General features: G+C 33.7%; 22 protein-coding genes and 1 tRNA gene. 16 read left to right on the top strand and 7 right to left on the bottom strand.

The annotated features are described in order from the left end of the window. Positions 1–18: 18 nt before the first annotated feature. Complete coding sequence (locus tag WDZ98_RS02730) at positions 19–225, top strand: hypothetical protein (RefSeq protein WP_368056910.1); 207 nt, start codon at positions 19–21, stop codon at positions 223–225. Between the two features lie 149 nt (positions 226–374). Here the strand turns inward: WDZ98_RS02730 and WDZ98_RS02725 are convergent, their stop codons facing one another. Then, positions 375–1,790 carry an aspartate kinase gene (locus tag WDZ98_RS02725; RefSeq protein ID WP_368056909.1) on the bottom strand — a complete coding sequence of 472 codons (1,416 nt, stop codon included), beginning with the start codon at positions 1,788–1,790 and terminating at the stop codon, positions 375–377. Positions 1,791–1,832: 42 nt separating this feature from the next. Further along, entirely contained in the window at positions 1,833–2,852 is a 1,020-nt protein-coding gene (locus tag WDZ98_RS02720; RefSeq protein WP_368056908.1) for a glycosyltransferase, read from the bottom strand. Positions 2,853–2,931: 79 nt separating this feature from the next. Between WDZ98_RS02720 and WDZ98_RS02715 the strand changes: the two genes are divergently transcribed. The 7 genes from WDZ98_RS02715 (at position 2,932) to WDZ98_RS02685 (ending at position 7,291) form a co-directional block, all read left to right on the top strand. Beyond that, positions 2,932–3,006: transfer RNA gene (locus tag WDZ98_RS02715), tRNA-Val, on the top strand. 174 nt (positions 3,007–3,180) lie between these two features. After that, positions 3,181–3,615 (top strand): hypothetical protein, encoded by a 435-nt coding sequence (locus tag WDZ98_RS02710; RefSeq protein ID WP_368056907.1) that lies wholly within the window; start codon positions 3,181–3,183, stop codon positions 3,613–3,615. 18 nt (positions 3,616–3,633) lie between these two features. Beyond that, on the top strand, positions 3,634–4,002 hold the full coding sequence (locus WDZ98_RS02705; protein ID WP_368056906.1) for a hypothetical protein: 369 nt from the start codon (positions 3,634–3,636) through the stop codon (positions 4,000–4,002). A 40-nt stretch (positions 4,003–4,042) separates the two neighbouring features. Beyond that, a complete protein-coding gene (locus WDZ98_RS02700; protein ID WP_368056905.1) occupies positions 4,043–5,935 on the top strand; it encodes a dienelactone hydrolase family protein in 1,893 nt (630 codons plus the stop codon). A gap of 240 nt (positions 5,936–6,175) precedes the next feature. Beyond that, positions 6,176–6,385 carry a hypothetical protein gene (locus tag WDZ98_RS02695; protein ID WP_368056904.1) on the top strand — a complete coding sequence of 70 codons (210 nt, stop codon included), beginning with the start codon at positions 6,176–6,178 and terminating at the stop codon, positions 6,383–6,385. Between the two features lie 150 nt (positions 6,386–6,535). Then, positions 6,536–6,685 carry a hypothetical protein gene (locus tag WDZ98_RS02690; RefSeq protein WP_368056903.1) on the top strand — a complete coding sequence of 50 codons (150 nt, stop codon included), beginning with the start codon at positions 6,536–6,538 and terminating at the stop codon, positions 6,683–6,685. A 153-nt stretch (positions 6,686–6,838) separates the two neighbouring features. Continuing rightward, positions 6,839–7,291 carry a GNAT family N-acetyltransferase gene (locus WDZ98_RS02685; RefSeq protein WP_368056902.1) on the top strand — a complete coding sequence of 151 codons (453 nt, stop codon included), beginning with the start codon at positions 6,839–6,841 and terminating at the stop codon, positions 7,289–7,291. A gap of 52 nt (positions 7,292–7,343) precedes the next feature. Here the strand turns inward: WDZ98_RS02685 and WDZ98_RS02680 are convergent, their stop codons facing one another. Further along, positions 7,344–7,835 (bottom strand): hypothetical protein, encoded by a 492-nt coding sequence (locus WDZ98_RS02680; RefSeq protein WP_368056901.1) that lies wholly within the window; start codon positions 7,833–7,835, stop codon positions 7,344–7,346. An 81-nt stretch (positions 7,836–7,916) separates the two neighbouring features. Here WDZ98_RS02680 and WDZ98_RS02675 point away from each other — a divergent pair, with 81 nt between their 5' ends. Both WDZ98_RS02675 and WDZ98_RS02670 read left to right on the top strand, forming a co-directional pair. Next, positions 7,917–8,168 carry a hypothetical protein gene (locus tag WDZ98_RS02675; protein ID WP_368056900.1) on the top strand — a complete coding sequence of 84 codons (252 nt, stop codon included), beginning with the start codon at positions 7,917–7,919 and terminating at the stop codon, positions 8,166–8,168. 36 nt (positions 8,169–8,204) lie between these two features. Beyond that, positions 8,205–8,657 carry a hypothetical protein gene (locus tag WDZ98_RS02670; protein WP_368056899.1) on the top strand — a complete coding sequence of 151 codons (453 nt, stop codon included), beginning with the start codon at positions 8,205–8,207 and terminating at the stop codon, positions 8,655–8,657. Here the strand turns inward: WDZ98_RS02670 and WDZ98_RS02665 are convergent. Then, the gene (locus WDZ98_RS02665) at positions 8,654–9,535 is read right to left on the bottom strand and encodes a radical SAM protein (RefSeq protein WP_368056898.1); all 882 of its coding nucleotides are present in this window, start codon (positions 9,533–9,535) and stop codon (positions 8,654–8,656) included. The genes WDZ98_RS02670 and WDZ98_RS02665 overlap by 4 nt on opposite strands. Positions 9,536–9,640: 105 nt before the next feature. Here WDZ98_RS02665 and WDZ98_RS02660 point away from each other — a divergent pair, with 105 nt between their 5' ends. The 6 genes from WDZ98_RS02660 to WDZ98_RS02635 all read left to right on the top strand — a co-directional run bounded on the left by WDZ98_RS02660 (position 9,641) and on the right by WDZ98_RS02635 (position 14,835). Next, positions 9,641–9,943: an ArsR/SmtB family transcription factor gene (locus WDZ98_RS02660; protein WP_368056897.1), complete on the top strand. Its 303-nt coding sequence runs from the start codon at positions 9,641–9,643 to the stop codon at positions 9,941–9,943. A gap of 25 nt (positions 9,944–9,968) precedes the next feature. Further along, entirely contained in the window at positions 9,969–10,253 is a 285-nt protein-coding gene (locus tag WDZ98_RS02655; RefSeq protein ID WP_368056896.1) for a hypothetical protein, read from the top strand. Positions 10,254–10,288: 35 nt separating this feature from the next. Next, positions 10,289–10,732, top strand: coding sequence for a hypothetical protein (locus tag WDZ98_RS02650; RefSeq protein WP_368056895.1), 444 nt, complete (start codon positions 10,289–10,291; stop codon positions 10,730–10,732). Next, entirely contained in the window at positions 10,722–11,078 is a 357-nt protein-coding gene (locus tag WDZ98_RS02645; RefSeq protein ID WP_368056894.1) for a reverse transcriptase-like protein, read from the top strand. Before WDZ98_RS02650 ends, WDZ98_RS02645 begins: the two co-directional genes overlap by 11 nt. Before the next feature lie 63 nt (positions 11,079–11,141). Continuing rightward, positions 11,142–13,238, top strand: a complete 2,097-nt coding sequence (locus WDZ98_RS02640) for a 4-hydroxybutyrate--CoA ligase (RefSeq protein WP_368056893.1) — start codon at positions 11,142–11,144, stop codon at positions 13,236–13,238. A 70-nt stretch (positions 13,239–13,308) separates the two neighbouring features. Then, entirely contained in the window at positions 13,309–14,835 is a 1,527-nt protein-coding gene (locus WDZ98_RS02635) for a 4-hydroxyphenylacetate 3-hydroxylase family protein (protein WP_368056892.1), read from the top strand. On the opposite strand, the gene WDZ98_RS02630 is transcribed toward WDZ98_RS02635, so the two are convergent. The 3 genes from WDZ98_RS02630 to WDZ98_RS02620 form a co-directional block, all read right to left on the bottom strand. Beyond that, complete coding sequence (locus tag WDZ98_RS02630) at positions 14,832–15,707, bottom strand: CFI-box-CTERM domain-containing protein (protein WP_368060919.1); 876 nt, start codon at positions 15,705–15,707, stop codon at positions 14,832–14,834. The genes WDZ98_RS02635 and WDZ98_RS02630 overlap by 4 nt on opposite strands. A 172-nt stretch (positions 15,708–15,879) precedes the next feature. Beyond that, positions 15,880–16,635 carry a signal peptidase I gene (locus WDZ98_RS02625; RefSeq protein ID WP_368056890.1) on the bottom strand — a complete coding sequence of 252 codons (756 nt, stop codon included), beginning with the start codon at positions 16,633–16,635 and terminating at the stop codon, positions 15,880–15,882. Positions 16,636–16,675: 40 nt separating this feature from the next. Further along, the gene (locus WDZ98_RS02620) at positions 16,676–17,410 is read right to left on the bottom strand and encodes a PRC-barrel domain-containing protein (protein WP_368056889.1); all 735 of its coding nucleotides are present in this window, start codon (positions 17,408–17,410) and stop codon (positions 16,676–16,678) included. Positions 17,411–17,495: the final 85 nt, after the last annotated feature.

The following is a 17,495-nucleotide window of genomic DNA, read 5'->3' as shown; positions in this document are numbered from 1 at the left end:
TTAATCACAAGTTCTTGTATGCAATGGATTTTGGGTTTTATAGGAATTGCCTTTTTAGTAATAGGTTTGGTTGGTCAGGCATTTGAAATGAGAAAGATTCGTCTTCACACATTCAAAGATGAGGAATTAGGCTCAGTCAATATTTTCATGAACAAGAACAACTTCAAATGGTATGCAATTATTGGAATTGGCATTGTTTGCTGGTATGCCGCTGAGCGTATCTAAGATCTCTATATAGATCATATCTAAATACTAGAAATTCCAATGTATATTATCGCGTGTTTTGGGTAACGCCGGACTAAATCTAGATAATGGTCCAAGAACAAACCCATGTTGGCGATTTACAGGTGAAAGCCCGTAACGCCATTTTTACACTAAATAAAATTAATCTTTGAAATCTCTTGATGTATTGCTTTGATAGCTTTTCTAATGTTGTCTTGAGTGTCTTCTATTACAATAATTATTCGTGATGTTTCTTCTTGTGCATCCATGTTTAAGATATTTAATCCTGATTCGCCAATCTTTGCACTCGTTCTTGATGCAACTTGTTGAACCCTCCACATTTCATCTCCAATTAATGTGATGACTCCTCTGTTGTATGTAATTGTGGCAAGTGCATCAAATCCTAACAGGTATTTTTCATTTCTTTTTACATATTCTCCATCCAAGAATAAAATTCTGGAAAACTCTATTCCATCTTTTGTAAATGGTGATAAGATTACAAATTCACTGTAATGCTTGTCTTTTTCCAAAGATGTTAGCAATCTCTGAATAGCATTTGTTTCAGTTCTAAAAATAGCACAGTTTTCTTTTCCTGTAACTATCTTTATTGGATGTCCTTTTTGTTCCTCTAGCATTCTCTTTATTGTAGTTATTTTTTCTGGATTTTGCATGTTTGTAATTGTAATTGGTATGTCCACTCCATTTTCTACAATCTCTTTAATTGCAATTGGATCTAGGATCTTCATTCCAAACATTCCAGCTAGCCTTGCTTCATTGTATGATAACTGAACTATTTCTCTCAAGTCTGACTCTATAATTTTGGGATCTGCTGAAACTACTGCACTGTCTTTTTCAAAGTCTATACTAGTTTCATATTTTTTATGAAACAATATTCCAAGGTCTGCAGCTGTTCTATCTGAGCCTCCGCGCTCGTACGTGGTAGTTACACCATCTACTGTTTTTCCAATAAATCCACCAATTGTAACTATGTCATTATTTTCAACTAATTCTGCAGTCTTGTCCATCTTTCCTCTGGATTCAATTGCCAAGAAATTTGTAAACTCGATATTGTTATCAGTGATGATTGGCCAATTCTCAAATCCTATTGCGTCTGCCTTCATACCATTGCTTCTTAGGATATGATTCATTACATGTGACATCAAAACTTCTCCTGAGAATGCCAATGCTTGCGATCTTGTCTCATCTGCAAATTCTTTTTTCTTAAATGCTTCGTCTAATGCTTTTTGAGCTATTTGAAGATGGGAATTGATGACCTTTTCACAATTTTCCTTGTTTTTAGAATCTACCAACTCTAGAATTTTTTGATATGTTGACTTTACAATATCTAGTGATGGTTTTATTCCATTTATTGCATTGTTTCCTTGTTCTAAAACAACATCTGTTAGCGAACGCTTTTTTCCATTAACATTTGTTAATGGTGCTGAAAAAACTGCAATCACTTTGGAATCCTTTTTTAAATCTGTAATTCGTTTAATAATTTTAGAAATGGTCTCGCCATCTGAACCTATTGCACTGCCGCCAAATTTAGCAACTACTAGTTTAGTCATAGTACCTTAACAAAACCAAATGGCCTTCTATTAAGCATTTGATTAATGATTCATGAATTTTTTTATAATGTCTGATGCAATCTTGGCACCATCTGTGTTTTCTGGAGTTCTTTTCTCTTCTAGTTTTTTTACAATTAGTTTATCTAGTTTATTAATATCCTCAAACACAAATCCTTGTTCTTTTGCATTATCTTCTTGCTCAAAGTGACCTTTAATTGGTATGAATATTGCAGGAGTTCCATAAGCATTAGCCTCATCTATGGTTGATTTTCCTGCCAAAGAAATTACCAAATCTGCTGCAAAAATTATTTCATGCAAATTATCAACAAAACCTAAATTTCTAACATTTTCAAATTTTCTATCTACTGCTGGGCCTACTACTAGAACTGTTTCTACATCTTGATTCATTTTTGAAATAACTTCCAGTGCCTTTTCAATTAAAAATATACCTGCACTTGTTCCTCCTATGGAAATAACTATGGTTTTTCTCTCAAATGAAAATCTCTTACGTAGTTCTTCTCTTGTAAATGTTGTTTGTCTTACTATTGGATCAATTCTTTTAATATTCCCTGTATCATCTCCGTTTTTAGGAAAAATCACGATATCACATTTTTGTATGATCTCTTGCATTGATTTATTCATCTTTTTTTCAATAAATGATGCCAGTCCCTTTGTAAAACGAGTCTCAAACACATCTGTAATTAGCACAGTTGGAATCTTCATGCTTTGTGCAACAGTTAGTGACGCAAAGTCTTCATCACTAATTACTAATACTGGATTGTCTTTTTGAATAATTTTCTCTGAGATGTTTTTACAATCTTTATAGTATTGATAATAACTCCACAACCACTTTGCTGGATTCTTTAATGTACCATTTTCAATAATAAAAGATGGAGGATTATATACATCTTGAACTTTGAAATTTATTTTTTTAAGAATTTGTGCAGCACCACTTCCAGTTACAAAATTTGTTGAAATATCTTCAAAATAATTTGCAATTGCAATATCTCTAGTCACATGACCTAATCCGATAGGACTGGAAAAAAAATTAAAAACATCCATGATTTTCTTTGTTTTCTATCAAATTTCTAGATTCTCTCTTGTCTCAAAGTTTAAATGGTTTTTAACAAGGTAGATTTCTGGGCTCATGGTCCAGATCGGTTATGACGTCGCCCTTACACGGCGAAAATCCAGGGTTCAAATCCCTGTGGGCCCATATGAATTTTTTATGTTCTTGTTTTTGGTTCAAGATCATCAAATTGAATCAAAACTCTTCACTTTATCTCAAACCATACATAATAGACATTTTTTGGAATTTCTTGTAGGTTATTTCATTTTTTATGTTGAATACATTCGATTCCCTTAAATTTGATATTTACATTATAATTTCATGAACAAAATACTAATTCCAACTTTACTATTATCTATGATAGCAGTTGTAATGGTTTTTGGTTCTGTAACTTCAGCTTTTGCAGACTCTGATGGCGAAGCAAAGTCACACAAAAGACATTGGGTTATGCCAATTGGGGATTCCGTAGGAACAATAGAGATTTCTGAAGATACCCATATTGATGATGTCAAAGATAAAGCCATATCACAAGAACAAGCAACTCAGGGATATGATGTTGACAAAGCTAAATTAAAAAAAGCAATTAATAATTCTGGCCAATATTTCCTTGTATGGAAACTAGTTGACTATACAGAATCTAACACAAAGATATACTATGTTCTTGATGCAGGAACAGGCGAACAACTAACTGAACCAATCACTAAAGAGAAAGGTTCATGCGGTGACAAAAAATCCTATAGTGAAAAAAACGCATAAGCAAATTTTTAATTAAAAATGACTAAGTTAAATTATCTATTTTATGCAGCAGCTGCAACCACTGCATTTGCAGGAATAATTCATGTTGTTTTAGGAATTTCCTCAAATAATCTCAATAATCAAATATTGTTTGTTGTAGGCGGTGCAGTGCAGATTTTCTGGGTTATACCAATGGTTAGAAAATGGGGAAATGTTTGGTATGGAATAGGACTTGGTGGAACAGTTGTCTTTATTGCAATATGGATGATTACTAGAATTCCAGATAATTTCATTACTGGAAGAGGAGGAAGGATAAGTGATAATGGAATTTTAACTGAAGTATTTCAGATTGCTTTTGTTGGAATTGTAATTGCTATTCTTATTTTGGTAAATAGAAAAACTCATTGATTGAGTTAAACATTATAACCTACAAAATCAAATAGTTGTTATGAATTTTCAACTGTTCTTTTTTGTATTAATTGCTACTTTATCGCTTGGAATGTCTGAGGTATTTTCAGAAGAATTAAACATAACTGAATGGGATATTCCAACTTCAAATTCTTCTCCTCATGATATAGTTGTAGGAAAGGATGGGATTGTCTGGTTTACTGAGATTGCTACAAATAAAATTGGCAAGTTTGATCCAGTAACTGAGACTTTTTCTGAATATCAAATTCCAACTAATTCATCACGTCCACATGGATTAGTAGTAGATGATGTAGGAAATGTGTGGTTTACAGAGGTAGGAGCAGGTAAAATTGGCAAGTTTGATCCAAAAACAGAGAGTTTTGAAGAATTTGAAACTCCAACCCTCAACTCTGGACCTCATACTCCTATCTTTGCAGATTCAATAACACTGTGGTTTACAGAACAACGTGCGTCACAAATTGGAAAGCTTGATGTCAATACAGGAACGATGCAAGAGTTTCCAACAATAACTCCATCTGCAAATCCTTATGGAATAATTACAGATAATAGTGGTAATGCTTGGTTTGCCGAACTACGTGGACATCATATTGGTAAAGTTGATGCAAAGACAGGTAAGGTTTCAGAATATGCACCACCTACTGAAAACAGTGGTCCAAGACGAATTGCAATAGATAGCAATGGAATTTTATGGTTTACACAGTATAATGCAGGAAATATTGCAAAGTTTGATCCTATTACAGAGCAAATGACCGAATATAATACAAGCTCTGAATCCTCAGGACCATATGCGATATGGGTAGATCCGTTTGACAATGTCTGGTTTAGCATGACAGACATTTATCGAATAGGAAAGTTTGATCAAAATACTCAAACATTACATGAATATGATCTTCCCACTCCACAAACTCACATCAAATTCATACACTCTGATAATGATGGAAATATTTGGTTTCCCAATTATAACAACAACAAAATTGGCGTAATCCTTGCTAGTCAAACTGCAATGAAGAGTATTGCATATTTTCCTCCACCACTAAAACAGATTCGTGATGGAGTTCCACCAACAAGTGTAACATGTACCGAAGGATTGGAACTAGTATTGAAACTCTCAAACGGTAATCCTGCATGCATAAAACCTACATCTGTTGAAAAACTTATCGAACGTGGATGGGCGATTCATGTTTTGCCAGATTATGAAAAAAGTGAAAACAACAACTCTGAGATATTTACAATGGGAGACTATGATGTCATAACAGAAAATGTAAATTATTTTGAAAATTCTCAAGGATATATAGCAAAACCTGTTCTAGATGGAGACTATCCAAGTATAATTATGATTCATGAATTTTGGGGCCTAAATGACAACATAAAACAAATGGCTGAAAAATTAGCATCGCATGGTTATGTTGTTTTTGCAGTTGATCTGTATGATGGTAATGTAGGTAAAACTGCCGATGAAGCACGACAACTAAGAAGTTCATTTGAACAATCTCAATGGACTGATAACATGAATACAGCAGTGACATATTTGGAAGAAAATTATTCTTCATTAAGCATTGGCTCAATTGGATGGTGTTTTGGAGGTGGCCAATCACTACATTTGGCACTAAATAATCAAGACATGGATGCTACAGTAATCTATTATGGTCAGTTAATAACAGACACTGAAGAATTATCAAAAATCAATTGGCCCATACTTGGAATATTTGCAGGACTTGATACTGGAATTACACCAGAAACTGTCAAAGAATTTGAAACATCTTTGAATGAAATCGGTGTGGAAAATGATATTACAATATACCCTGATGTGAATCATGCATTTGCAAATCCTTCTGGTGACCGATATGCACCAGATGAAGCAATGAATGCATGGCAAAAAACTATCGAGTTTTTTGAAATGAATCTAAAATAACATAATTACTTTCTAGACTCTAGTTGTTTAATTGTGAATCCTTTCCATACTAGAATCTGTTTTCTTTTTTTCAAAAAATATCTATTTTGCGTCTATTTCTATCCCCGAAACGGCGGTAGAATCCATGTGGCCAAGTATTGTTCCTAGAAACGGTTCAATCTTGTATGACTTTAGTTATACAAAATTTAGATGAATGAGACTAGGCGATAATATTTTTTACAACTTCTTTCTGTAAATACTGTGCATTGTAATGGGATGTGTAAAAAATACACTGTCAAGTGTAACAGTCTTGAAGGAGGAAGATATGAACAAGGTCAAAAACGATGTCCAGAATGTGAAATTTTTATTGAATGGGAAGGTTTGTGGTGTCCATGTTGTGGACGTTTGTTAAGATCAAAACCTCGGGCTAAAAAATTAAAACGCAAATTATCTTTGAGTCGTGTTAGATAGGAAAATTGGAATTTAAGACCAGCAACGATTAGTTACCTGGTGAGAATTCCAATTGTATTGTATTTTTCAAAATAGTATTTAGGGGATACTGATGATTTGTATGAATGATTTGTTCATTAATGTTTTAAGTAAATTTTGTAATTACAAATCATGTCAACAATAATTCAATACAAATATGATAAAAACACTGATCAATCATTTTCTCTAGAACCTAAAGTCAAAAATCCCTCTTCAACTTATGTTTCTGCATTGGATATGGTTGGATTGACATGGATCTTTCAAGATGATGAATTGTTTTAGGTATTGTTTATTTTATAATTTGTATTAGATGGAAATTTTACATTATGCCTATATGCATAAATTTCATTCCCAAAATGATAGATTAATCCATGTGGTTATTCCCTATTGATCAAAACGATACATTTCTTATAGAATGGAATGTACGCTATTCTAATGGTAAATGTAACTATTCGAGAAGCATTTGATAATGATATTCCTATGATTCTTGGATTACTATATGATCTTGGGCGCCCAAAACCACAAACAAATTCTGATGCTGACATCTTTAGAAAACTAGTAAAAAAATACGTTAAAGATTCAGACAAAACAATCTTTGTTGCAGAAATAGATGACACAAAAATTCTTGGCATGGTTAGTGTGATGTTTTTACCACGACTTAATCATCACACTTTGGAAATGTATATTCCAGAACTATCTGTTCTTGAATTATATCAAAATCAAGGAATAGGAAAAAAACTCATCACTTTTTGTATTGCTTTTGCCAAAGAGAACAAATGCCATAGAATTAGATTAGAATCTGGAAATCAACGAATAGCCTCTCATAAATTCTACAAGCATTTGGGATTTGAACAAACTGCTTACTCATTTTCAAAGAATTTAGTTTAAACCAAAAAAATATTTTTAACACAATTAACTAAATGAAATTAGTCAGTCTCTATTATCCTATTTTACAACAACTTTTACTTTGTAAACCTCTTGTAATCCACCAAATGGAGAAAACCAAAACTCCTACTGAAATAAATTTCAATTCCAATCCTTGCATGGGGAACAATGACAACCCTCCAACTGCACCCAAAATCACTGCTAATGGTGCAGTACATGCTGGACATCCTGGAGTAAATGCCGCAAATGCTCCGCCTAATACTGTTGACGAATTTGACTTTACAGAATTCATCATCTTCATTCGTTTCATCTTAAATGCTATCATGGCAAAATTTATTCCTGCCAGTGCTGATATTGTTATTGTTAATCCAACTGATGTGATGATATAATATGGCATTATCTCCATTGTAGTACTTAGGTGTACAGGAAACATTGACATTGTCAAAAAATAATAGATTATTCCCAATCCAACACCGCTAATTATTGCAATAGATGCATATCTTTTTGTTGTTAGTACATTTGAAATTAATTGTAACTTACTTGCCAACTGGTTCCGTTTACACTTTATCATATTTTAACTATCTTTGATCAACTAAAGGTTATTAGCCATAAATGACTCATCACAATCATGACAGAGTTTTCATCTGAAGAAAAAACTATTCTTGTTCAATATGGGATAAAAAAATATGAAAACGAAGCAACTGTAACTGAAAAACTAAAGGCCATCTTATCTGAGAAGGATATTCAGAGAAATATTGATACTCTAATTGGAACTCAACGTGTTAGACGCATTGGACCTGAAATTCTTCAAAACAACGAGAGCCATACTGAACTGCCAGATCTACCAGATAATCTAAAATCTATAATTGATACTCTTTGAATAATTCTTAAATTACTCCTCTTTCTTAATTTTGATGTGAACCCGGTTCTTTTGTTTTCAAGTATTTTGACTTTGACTGTCCTCTTATCGTTTTCTACTGGATCTGTATTTGCATATACTCATTCTGATCAAGTAATGATTGATCGTCCTACACATTCACCACACACTGAAACAATTCCACTAAATGGAAAAATCGCACTTGAAAAAACAACTGTATTTTTCCATTCATCTGCAGATAATAAATTACCATGGGCATATGTTGAAGGTAACATTGCAAATCATGTTGAAGGCTATCCAGTAATAATTCAAATTTTCAAAGATAACGGTGCAGTTCATTTTGCTCAGACAAACGTAGAATCAGATGGTGACTATGAATACAAATTCCGAGTTTTAAATTCACACAACGGTATAATCACTAAAATCTTTGAGGGAGATTATTCTGTTAAAATTTTCAAAGTTGTTTATGTGACTAGCACAAATCTAATTTAGAATCCTCGTAATCCCTGTGGGCGTACAATTTCTGGATGCTGTTTCATCCATGATACCTTCTCTAACATCTCTTGTTTGTCTTGAGGAAAAGTACCTTTCACTGTATATGCATTAGATCCGTGATTTACTCTAAACACAATCTCTTCTTTAGTATTAATCTGATTAATCAAATCGTATAGCTCTTCTAGTGATTCATCATCATTAATTCTAGTAAATTCTCCTTCATACTTGTCGATAAATTCCTGTTTGATTCCATTTTCCAAATAGAGAGTTAAAGCACCAACATAATGAGGTGAACAAGCACTAATCACTTCAGCAGTTCCTTTGATGTGGTCTTTAGAATATTTCTTTCCACCCAATCCCAAAATTACCATGCATGACATTACGTATCCGGCCTCTTTTGCTTTGTTGACTGATTTGATGATTGTTTTTGCAACTGCACCCTTTGTTACTTTTTTTAAAACAATGTCTGAACCACTCTCAATTCCCAAATAAAACATGTTCAGACCTGCCTCATTCATCTTTTTTAGTTCCTCTGATGTTTTCTTTAGAATATTCATAGGCATCGCATAACATGAAACTCTTTCAATGTTTGCAAATTTTTCTCTAATGTATTTTACAATTTTTATCATATACTCTGAATCAAGATTTAATGCATCTCCGTCTGCAAGAAACACTCTTTTTGTATCGGGCAAATAGTTTGCCATCATGTCAATTTCTACTTTGATATCCTCCCATGGTCTTTCAGAATATTCTTTTGATCTATACATATCACAAAAAGAACATTCGTTAAATGAGCAACCTAAAGTAACTTGAAAGATTAATGACCTAGCTTCTGATGGTGGTCTGTATAATGGTGCATCATAGTTTAACATCATTTCTTAGTTCATTGAAATTTGTCTGATTATGTTTTTTATACTTTCTACTATGACTATGTCTCAAAATACCTTTTAGTGGTAAAATAGATGAAAATTGTATAACTTATGGCCAATGATCCTTATGCAAAGAGATTGCTTTGGTTTGTATTTGCGGGTTCACGTGGTGGGTTAAATCGCCTAAAAATTATTTCAAAATTAAAAGAAAGACCGTTTAACACTAATCAATTGGCAAACGAATTAGGTCTTGATTACAAGGCTATACAGCATCACATTAGAGTACTTGAAAAAAATAACATGATAAGCAAAGTTGGAGAAAAATATGCCGTATCCTATTTTATCTCTACTTTCCTTGAAGTCAATATGGAGACATTTGAAGAAATTGAAGGGAAACTGGATAAAAGTAAATAAAAGCTTCAGAGGTGCATTACACTAAATGGAATCAACTTCTCTAGTTTTATCTATTGTATCTATTGCAAATATGGGAATACTCGGAATTCTAATATGCATGTTTGCAAAGATGTATGGAAAAACTCGAGCACAGCTTCCATTAGGCATGATAGTAGTTGCAGCAATGCTCTTCTTGCACAATGTGATTGGCGCATTAGCATATTTTTCCATGGAAGAAATTTTCTCTCATGAAATATTTCCATACATGTTAGGAGTAGGTATTGCAGAACTTGCAGGATTGATAATCTTTTTGAAAATTACTTTGGACTAATCTTAGTTTATTTGTAACAAACAACCATCAAAGATGTGTTGCAAGAATATCTAAAACTAAACAAAAATGTTCTTGTAGCATTTGCAGCATCTATAACTCTCTCTGCAGTAATTGCTCAAATTCTCTCTGATCAAGCACACTATCTTAATACAACATATACTTCAATTGCAGACTATGTGATTTATTTTTCAGTATTTAGTAGTCTATTTTATTTTGATAACAGAAAGAAATATCGTTTAGCTTCTGGAAAAACAGATACCGCAAAACTAAAGTCTGATCTAAAAAAACTAATTATGTCATTAGGTATTGCCGAAATAGTTTACACTGTTCTTAGATGGGTATTACAATACTATTTTCTAACAATAAACTATGATCCGTATCTGGCATCAATTGTATCACAAGGGATATCTACAATTATTTACATGATAGTGCTAAATCTAAGTGTAAAAATAACAAGGTTGTACAAAGATGGGAATTAGTGTTTATGTTGATGGTTCTGGTGGAACTGATAGCGGTTATGGCTATTTTGTAAAAGAAACTGGTGAATCATTTTATGAAAAAAAACCAGAAATTACTAACAATCAGGCTGAATACTTGGCAATCATCTCTGCATTAAACAAGTTTGTTGACTCAGATCAAGAAATTATAATTTACAGTGATTCAAAAAATACTGTAAACCAACTAAATCATGAATTTGCAATAAACAATGAGCATCTAAGAGCATTAGCACAAGAAGCTTGGGGTATTATTGCAAAATTTTCTAATCTCTCTATAGTATGGATTCCTAGAAAAGAGAATTTGGCAGGCAAAATGCTAGGAAGCTAAAACCAAGAGATCAGAAATTTCCAAGAATAACTTATTATACAAAAATCTCAGATTCAACTTAACATGGCAGAGTCTGTGATTTTATCTCCTAAATCAATTGCAGTTATCGGAGCATCTGACAAAAGAGGAAGTGTTGGTGCTACCATTACATCAAATATCATGAATGGTTTCAAAGGAATAGTTTATCCAATTAGTCCTTCAAGGGATACAGTATTTTACAAAAAAGCATACAAGTCTGTTTTAGATGTTCCAAAACCAATTGATCTTGCAGTAATTGTAATTAAAAATACATTGGTTGCAGATGTGTTAGAAGAATGTGGAAAGAAAAAAATTAAAGGAGTTATCATCATCACTGCTGGTTTCAAAGAAGTTGATGAAGAAGGAGCTAGACGCGAACAACAAGTAAAAGATATAGCTAAAAAATACAAAATCCACATCATTGGACCAAATTGCCTTGGTGTCATGAATCTTGATCCAAAGACAATGATGAACTCTACTTTTCTTAAAGTCACACCAAAGTCTGGAAAAATTGCACTAGTATCACAAAGTGGTGCAATATGTGCAGCACTAGTTGAAGATGCCAGTGCTCAAGGAATTGGCTTCTCTGCAGTTGTGAGTCTTGGAAACAAAGCTGTAATGAGTGAAGTTGATATTCTCAAAATTCTTGCAAATCACAAACAAACTGAAGTCATTGTAATGTATCTTGAAGACATGGGTGATGGTCAGGAATTCCTCAAAGTTTGTAAAAATATTACCAAAAATCTCAAAAAACCTGTTCTTGTTCTCAAGTCAGGTCGAAGTCCAGAGGGTGCAAAAGCAGCAATGTCTCATACTGGAGCCTTGATGGGCTCAGATGAAATCTATGATGCTTTGCTCAAACAATCCGGTGCAATTAGAGTTGATACCATGGAGGAACTATTTGATTATGCTACTGCATTTTCAAAACAACCATTACCATCAGCAGGTGATCTTGTAATTGTTTCAAATGCAGGTGGTCCTGCAATCATATCTACTGATGCATGCTCCAAGATGAAAATAAAAATGGCAGACATTACTAGTGTCAGAAAGAAAATTGATGCCGTAATTCCACCTTGGGGTAGCTCTAGAAATCCAGTTGATATTGTAGGCGATGCTGATTTTAATCGATTTCACAATGTGCTAGATCGAGTTTTGGCACATCCTAAAGTCGGCTCTGTAATCTCAATGTGTACACCATCTGGAACTTTGGATTATGATAAACTAGCTGAAGTCATAGTTGCAATGTCAAAGAAATACAAAAAAACAATGCTTGCTAGTTTGATGGGATTAGATGAGGGAATAACTAACAGAGAAATTCTAGCTGAAGGAAATGTTCCTTACTATAACTATGCAGAAGGTGCAATCAGAACTTTATCTGCCATGATTAGATTTTCAAACTGGATAAAATCTCCAAATGGCAAAGTTACAAAATTCACAGTAAACAAAGCAAAAGCAAAAGCAATCTTTGACAAGGTAAAAAAAGAAAAGAGACCAAATCTTTTGGAAGAAGAAGGACAAGAAGTTCTCAAAGCATATGGTTTACCTTTACCTCAAAGTGCACTAGCTAAAAATGAAACAGAAGCAGTGAAAATTGCAAAGAAGATTGGCTATCCTGTTGTAATGAAGATTGCATCTCCACAAATTATTCACAAGTCTGATGCAGGTGGTGTTAAAGTAAACTTGACAAATGATTCTGAAATCAAAGATGCATACAAAACAATTATTCAAAATGCCAAAAAATACAACAGCAAAGCTGAGATCAAGGGAGTATTGATTGTAGAGATGGTCAAAGGTGGTAAAGAACTAATCATAGGCTCAAAACTTGAACCTGGATTTGGTCCAGTAATTATGCTAGGAATGGGAGGAATCTATGTCGAAGTTCTCAAAGATGTTACATTCAAGCTAGCACCTGTAACTGACATGGAAGCAGATGACATGATTGCATCAATTAAGACTCAAAAATTACTTCAAGGAGTTAGAGGTGAAAAACCATCAGACATTGCAAAACTATCTGAATGCATTCAGAGATTGTCTCAACTAGTTTCTGACTTTACAGAGATCAAAGAATTAGACATGAATCCTGTACTTGTAATGGAAAAAGGAAAAGGATGTCGTATTCTAGATGTACGAATAGGTCTCTGATCGCAATCTATTCCTAAAATTCATCTTTCACAAATCTAGAATATTTATACAACTAAATGAATAATGTTGCATGGCTAATGTCTTAAAGACAATTAGAACTGGTAATGATTACATCGAAAGTCTTAGAGGACGTGATCTCAAAATTTACCTCTTTGGTGAACTAATACAAGAACCCGTAGATCATCCAATGATTAGACCCTCAATTAATGCAGTTGCAGAGACATATGATCTTGCTGTACGTGAAGAAGAACTAGCTTCGGCTGATTCGTCACTTACTGGATTGAAAGTTAATCGATTTTTACATATTGCAGAAAGTGCACAAGATTTAGTTTTACAAAATAAAATGCAGAGAAAACTAGGACAAAACACTGGAACATGTTTCCAGAGATGTGTCGGAATGGATGCATTAAATGCATTACACTCTACCACATTTGAGATTGATGAGAAACATGGGACTGAATATCATAAACGATTCTTAGAATTTGTAAAGATGATGCAAAAAGAAAATCTTGTAATTGGTGGTGCCATGACTGATCCTAAGGGAGACAGAAGCAAGGGACCTGCAGAACAAGATGATCCTGATTTGTTTACAAGAATTGTAAAAACAGATGATAAAGGAGTCTATGTTTCAGGTGCTAAAGCACACCAAACCGGATGTATCAACTCACACTGGATAATTTTGATGCCAACAGTTAGACTAACTGAAAATGATAAAAAGTGGGCAATCGTTGGTGCAGTTCCAGCAGATGTAAAAGGAATTACTTACATTTACGGCAGACAGTCTTGTGACACTAGAAGTATGGAAGAAGGTGACATTGATGATGGCAATGCAAAGTTTGGTGGACAAGAAGCTTTGATGATTTTAGACAATGTGTTTATCCCATGGGACAAGGTTTTCATGAACGGAGAATATGAATTTGCATCAATGCTCATAGAGCGTTTTACTTGTTATCATAGACGTAGTTACGTATGCAAAACAGGATTAGGTGATGTACTAATTGGAGCAGCAGCAACAATTGCTGATTACAACGGAGTTCCAAATGTATCTCATATTAAAGACAAAATTATTGAGATGACACATCTTAACGAAACAATTTTTGCTGCGGGAATCGCATCATCTCACCAAGGGCACAAGATGAAATCAGGTGTTTATCTAAATGAAGACATGCTTGCCCAGGTTTGCAAACATAACGTTACACGATTCCCATATGAGATTAGCCGACTAGCGCAAGATATTGCAGGTGGACTAGTAGTAACGTTGCCTTCTGAGAAAGACTTTAGACATCCTGTTGCAGGACCGCTACTCAAAAAATATCTTGTAGGAAGAAAGGGTGCTGATGTTGAAAACAGAATGAGAATTCTTCGATTAATTGAAAACATGACACTTGGCAGAAATGCAGTAGGATATCTTACAGAATCAATGCACGGTGCAGGCTCACCACAAGCACAAAGAATTCAGATGCAAAGACAAATGCAAATAGGTTACAAAAAGAACTTGGCCAAAAACTTGGCAGGAATCACCAATGATGTGGAAGAACCAAAAGAACAATCTGACTACTTTAATCGAGTATTCAAAACTAAAGACTCTGTTCTTTAAACTTGGGAATTATTCTTAATTCTTTTATTTTTTATTTGATAGATTACACTAGCTGGTGCCACAACATACATTCCCAAATTCATCAAGATAACTCCAATTCCATATGACACTACTTCAGAGTCACTATCTGCATATGACATGATGGATAGTGATGATAATAGCGGTGTGATTGCAATCTTTACAATCTCTTTGAATATTGGATTGTCTCTTTCCATATCTGCTACATATGGCGAGAATGAATAGTAGAATTGGTTAAATCCACTCATAAATGATACACCAGAATCAGTACTCATCAGTTGATTGTCCCTTATTTCTCTGAGCATTTGGACCTGTGGTGCCATCTCTGTTCCATAAGTTGCTGTTGCAATGAGGCATCCTCCTTCTTCTGAATCGTTCATCTCTACTTTCTCAGTTACTTGGGTGTTAATGTCCATTTCATTTGGTTCTGATTCTAACTCTACATCTAATTTTGTTTCATTTGATTTTGTTAATTCTTTTTGTTGTTGAGCAATCTCTTGAGGAATTTCTTTAATGTTAACAGATTTTGTATCGACTATTCCTTTTTTTGCTTCTTCTAAACTTTCTTGAATTTCTAAATGGTAATACATTCTACTTTGCTCAATTAGTTTTTGATATCTATCTGAACCCAAATAAAGCCACAAATCATCATTGTATAGATTTCCACACAATCTTGATTCGATTGAATGTTTGTGGTGTTTAAAAAAATCATTTCCAATAAACGTATACAATTGATAATTTTCTTCACACCACTCTATCCCATTTAATGTCAAGCCTGAAGTATCTCTAAACGGAGTTTGTGCGTATGCAAAACTGACTAGAAACAATAATGAAAAAACAAGTAAAAATTTCAATCAGGCATTTTATTTTGTGCTACTTGATAAATGATTCTACTCTTGAAACTAATAATTTCTCAGGATCCTTTTTTAGTAAATTTCACATAATTATACCACCAAGCAAACAGGACGATCTATTGCCTTGTTATTTGGATATGTGAACCTGTTTGCCTGAATATTTGTAAATACATTACTCTTTTTCTTTTTTCTTTGGGTTTTCATCTGATTCTGTTTTATTGTCTTCTATGGCATCTTCAATATCTTCAAACTTATTTTCTATCTCTTTTGATTTTGTCTTATCTTTTATCTCATCTGTATCATCTAATTCATCATCTTCTGTTTTTTCAGTATGCTCTGAATATTCTGAATCCTTTTGAATTTTGTTGATATTTGAAAATTCTTTAACAACATCAGGATCTTCTAAATCTTCAGCAAGTTCTTTCTCGTTTTTCTTCTTTATCATCTGCTTTGCAACCATGACTCCAATCACAACTGCAATTATGATGTAGTTGATTGGCGGTTTTAGTAGCTGTGTTATGTATCCTACTTGTGGAAGCGTATATGCTACTTTTCCAATATATTCTTCTTTTGTAATTGGAAAGTCTGTTCCTGGGATTGATGCAGGATTTGCATCGCCTTTTGTTCTAATTGTTTTAGGATCGTCTTCTAGTATTGATGCAACCCTGTGTACAATTACTCTATTATGATCAGATGGTCGGTTAAACACAATGATGTCTCCTACTTCAATATCCTCAAAAGGCTCGTGCCCTTGAACAATTAAAACGTCATATACTTCTAGAACTGGAATCATGCTTCCACTTGCAACAACATAAAATGGATTTTGTGTTCCAAACGCTACTTGAAGACCTATCCAGATAACTAAAACACCGACACCTACAATTATGATGTCTTTGATTATTCCTTTTGATATAGATTTTTTTGCCAATTACATTTTCGCCTATAGTATCATTGATTAAATTTAACTATCAAATCTTAGTTCCACATTCTTCACAGAACTTGGAACCTGTTTTGTTTACAAATCCACAACTGGAGCATTTTCCTGGTTGTGCTGTCTCTGGTTTTCCTAAAAGAATTGCGTCTCCTATTTTTTTAATATTACTCCATGGTATACTGCCTTCCGTACCATCGTTTTTGGTAATTACTAAGACCATAGATTGTGTTGAATCAATTCCTACTTGTTTTGCAGTTCCAATCTTGTTTGCATTCTCATCAAATACTGTCCTTCCTTCAATTGATGCAACTGAAGTTGCTGGTCCTGGCTGTGTAGTCACTTGTGGATCTTGTTGTACAGGTTCTGTTCTTTGTGGTGCAGACTGTGTAACTTGCGGTGAACTCATTTGAGATTCTAATGGTTTTGCAACTCCGACTTCTCCTGCTTCATTTTGCTTTTTGAACTCTCTATACTCTGCAATTGAAGAATTACATGAATTGCAAATGTATTGACCTTTTTCTGCTAGTATTAGATTCTCTGCAACTTCTTCATTTGGATTTTCAAATTCAATTTTTGGAGGACCTTCAAATTCTTTTTCACAAGTATTGCAAAAATGTTTAGTAATTTTTTGAGCATCTAATCTTCCGATTGGTGCTAAAAACAGATCAGGACCGCCTAAATTCCCCTTCATCTGTTGCTCATCAGTCACTGTAGCCATAACATAGCCACCAGATCCTCTTAATTTTTTAAGTCTAAGTTCTGAACTCATATCTAAATTTTGTCAAAACGTCATTTAAGTATATATCAAAATTAATTTTACAACAAAAAATACGGTGCTAATTCTGGTGAACATT

Origin of the sequence: Candidatus Nitrosopumilus sp., assembly GCF_040878665.1 — an archaeon.
Classification (GTDB): Archaea; Thermoproteota; Nitrososphaeria; order Nitrososphaerales; family Nitrosopumilaceae; genus Nitrosopumilus.
Note: the sequence above shows the minus strand (reverse complement) of the source record. Positions and strands in the feature narration are given on the sequence as shown.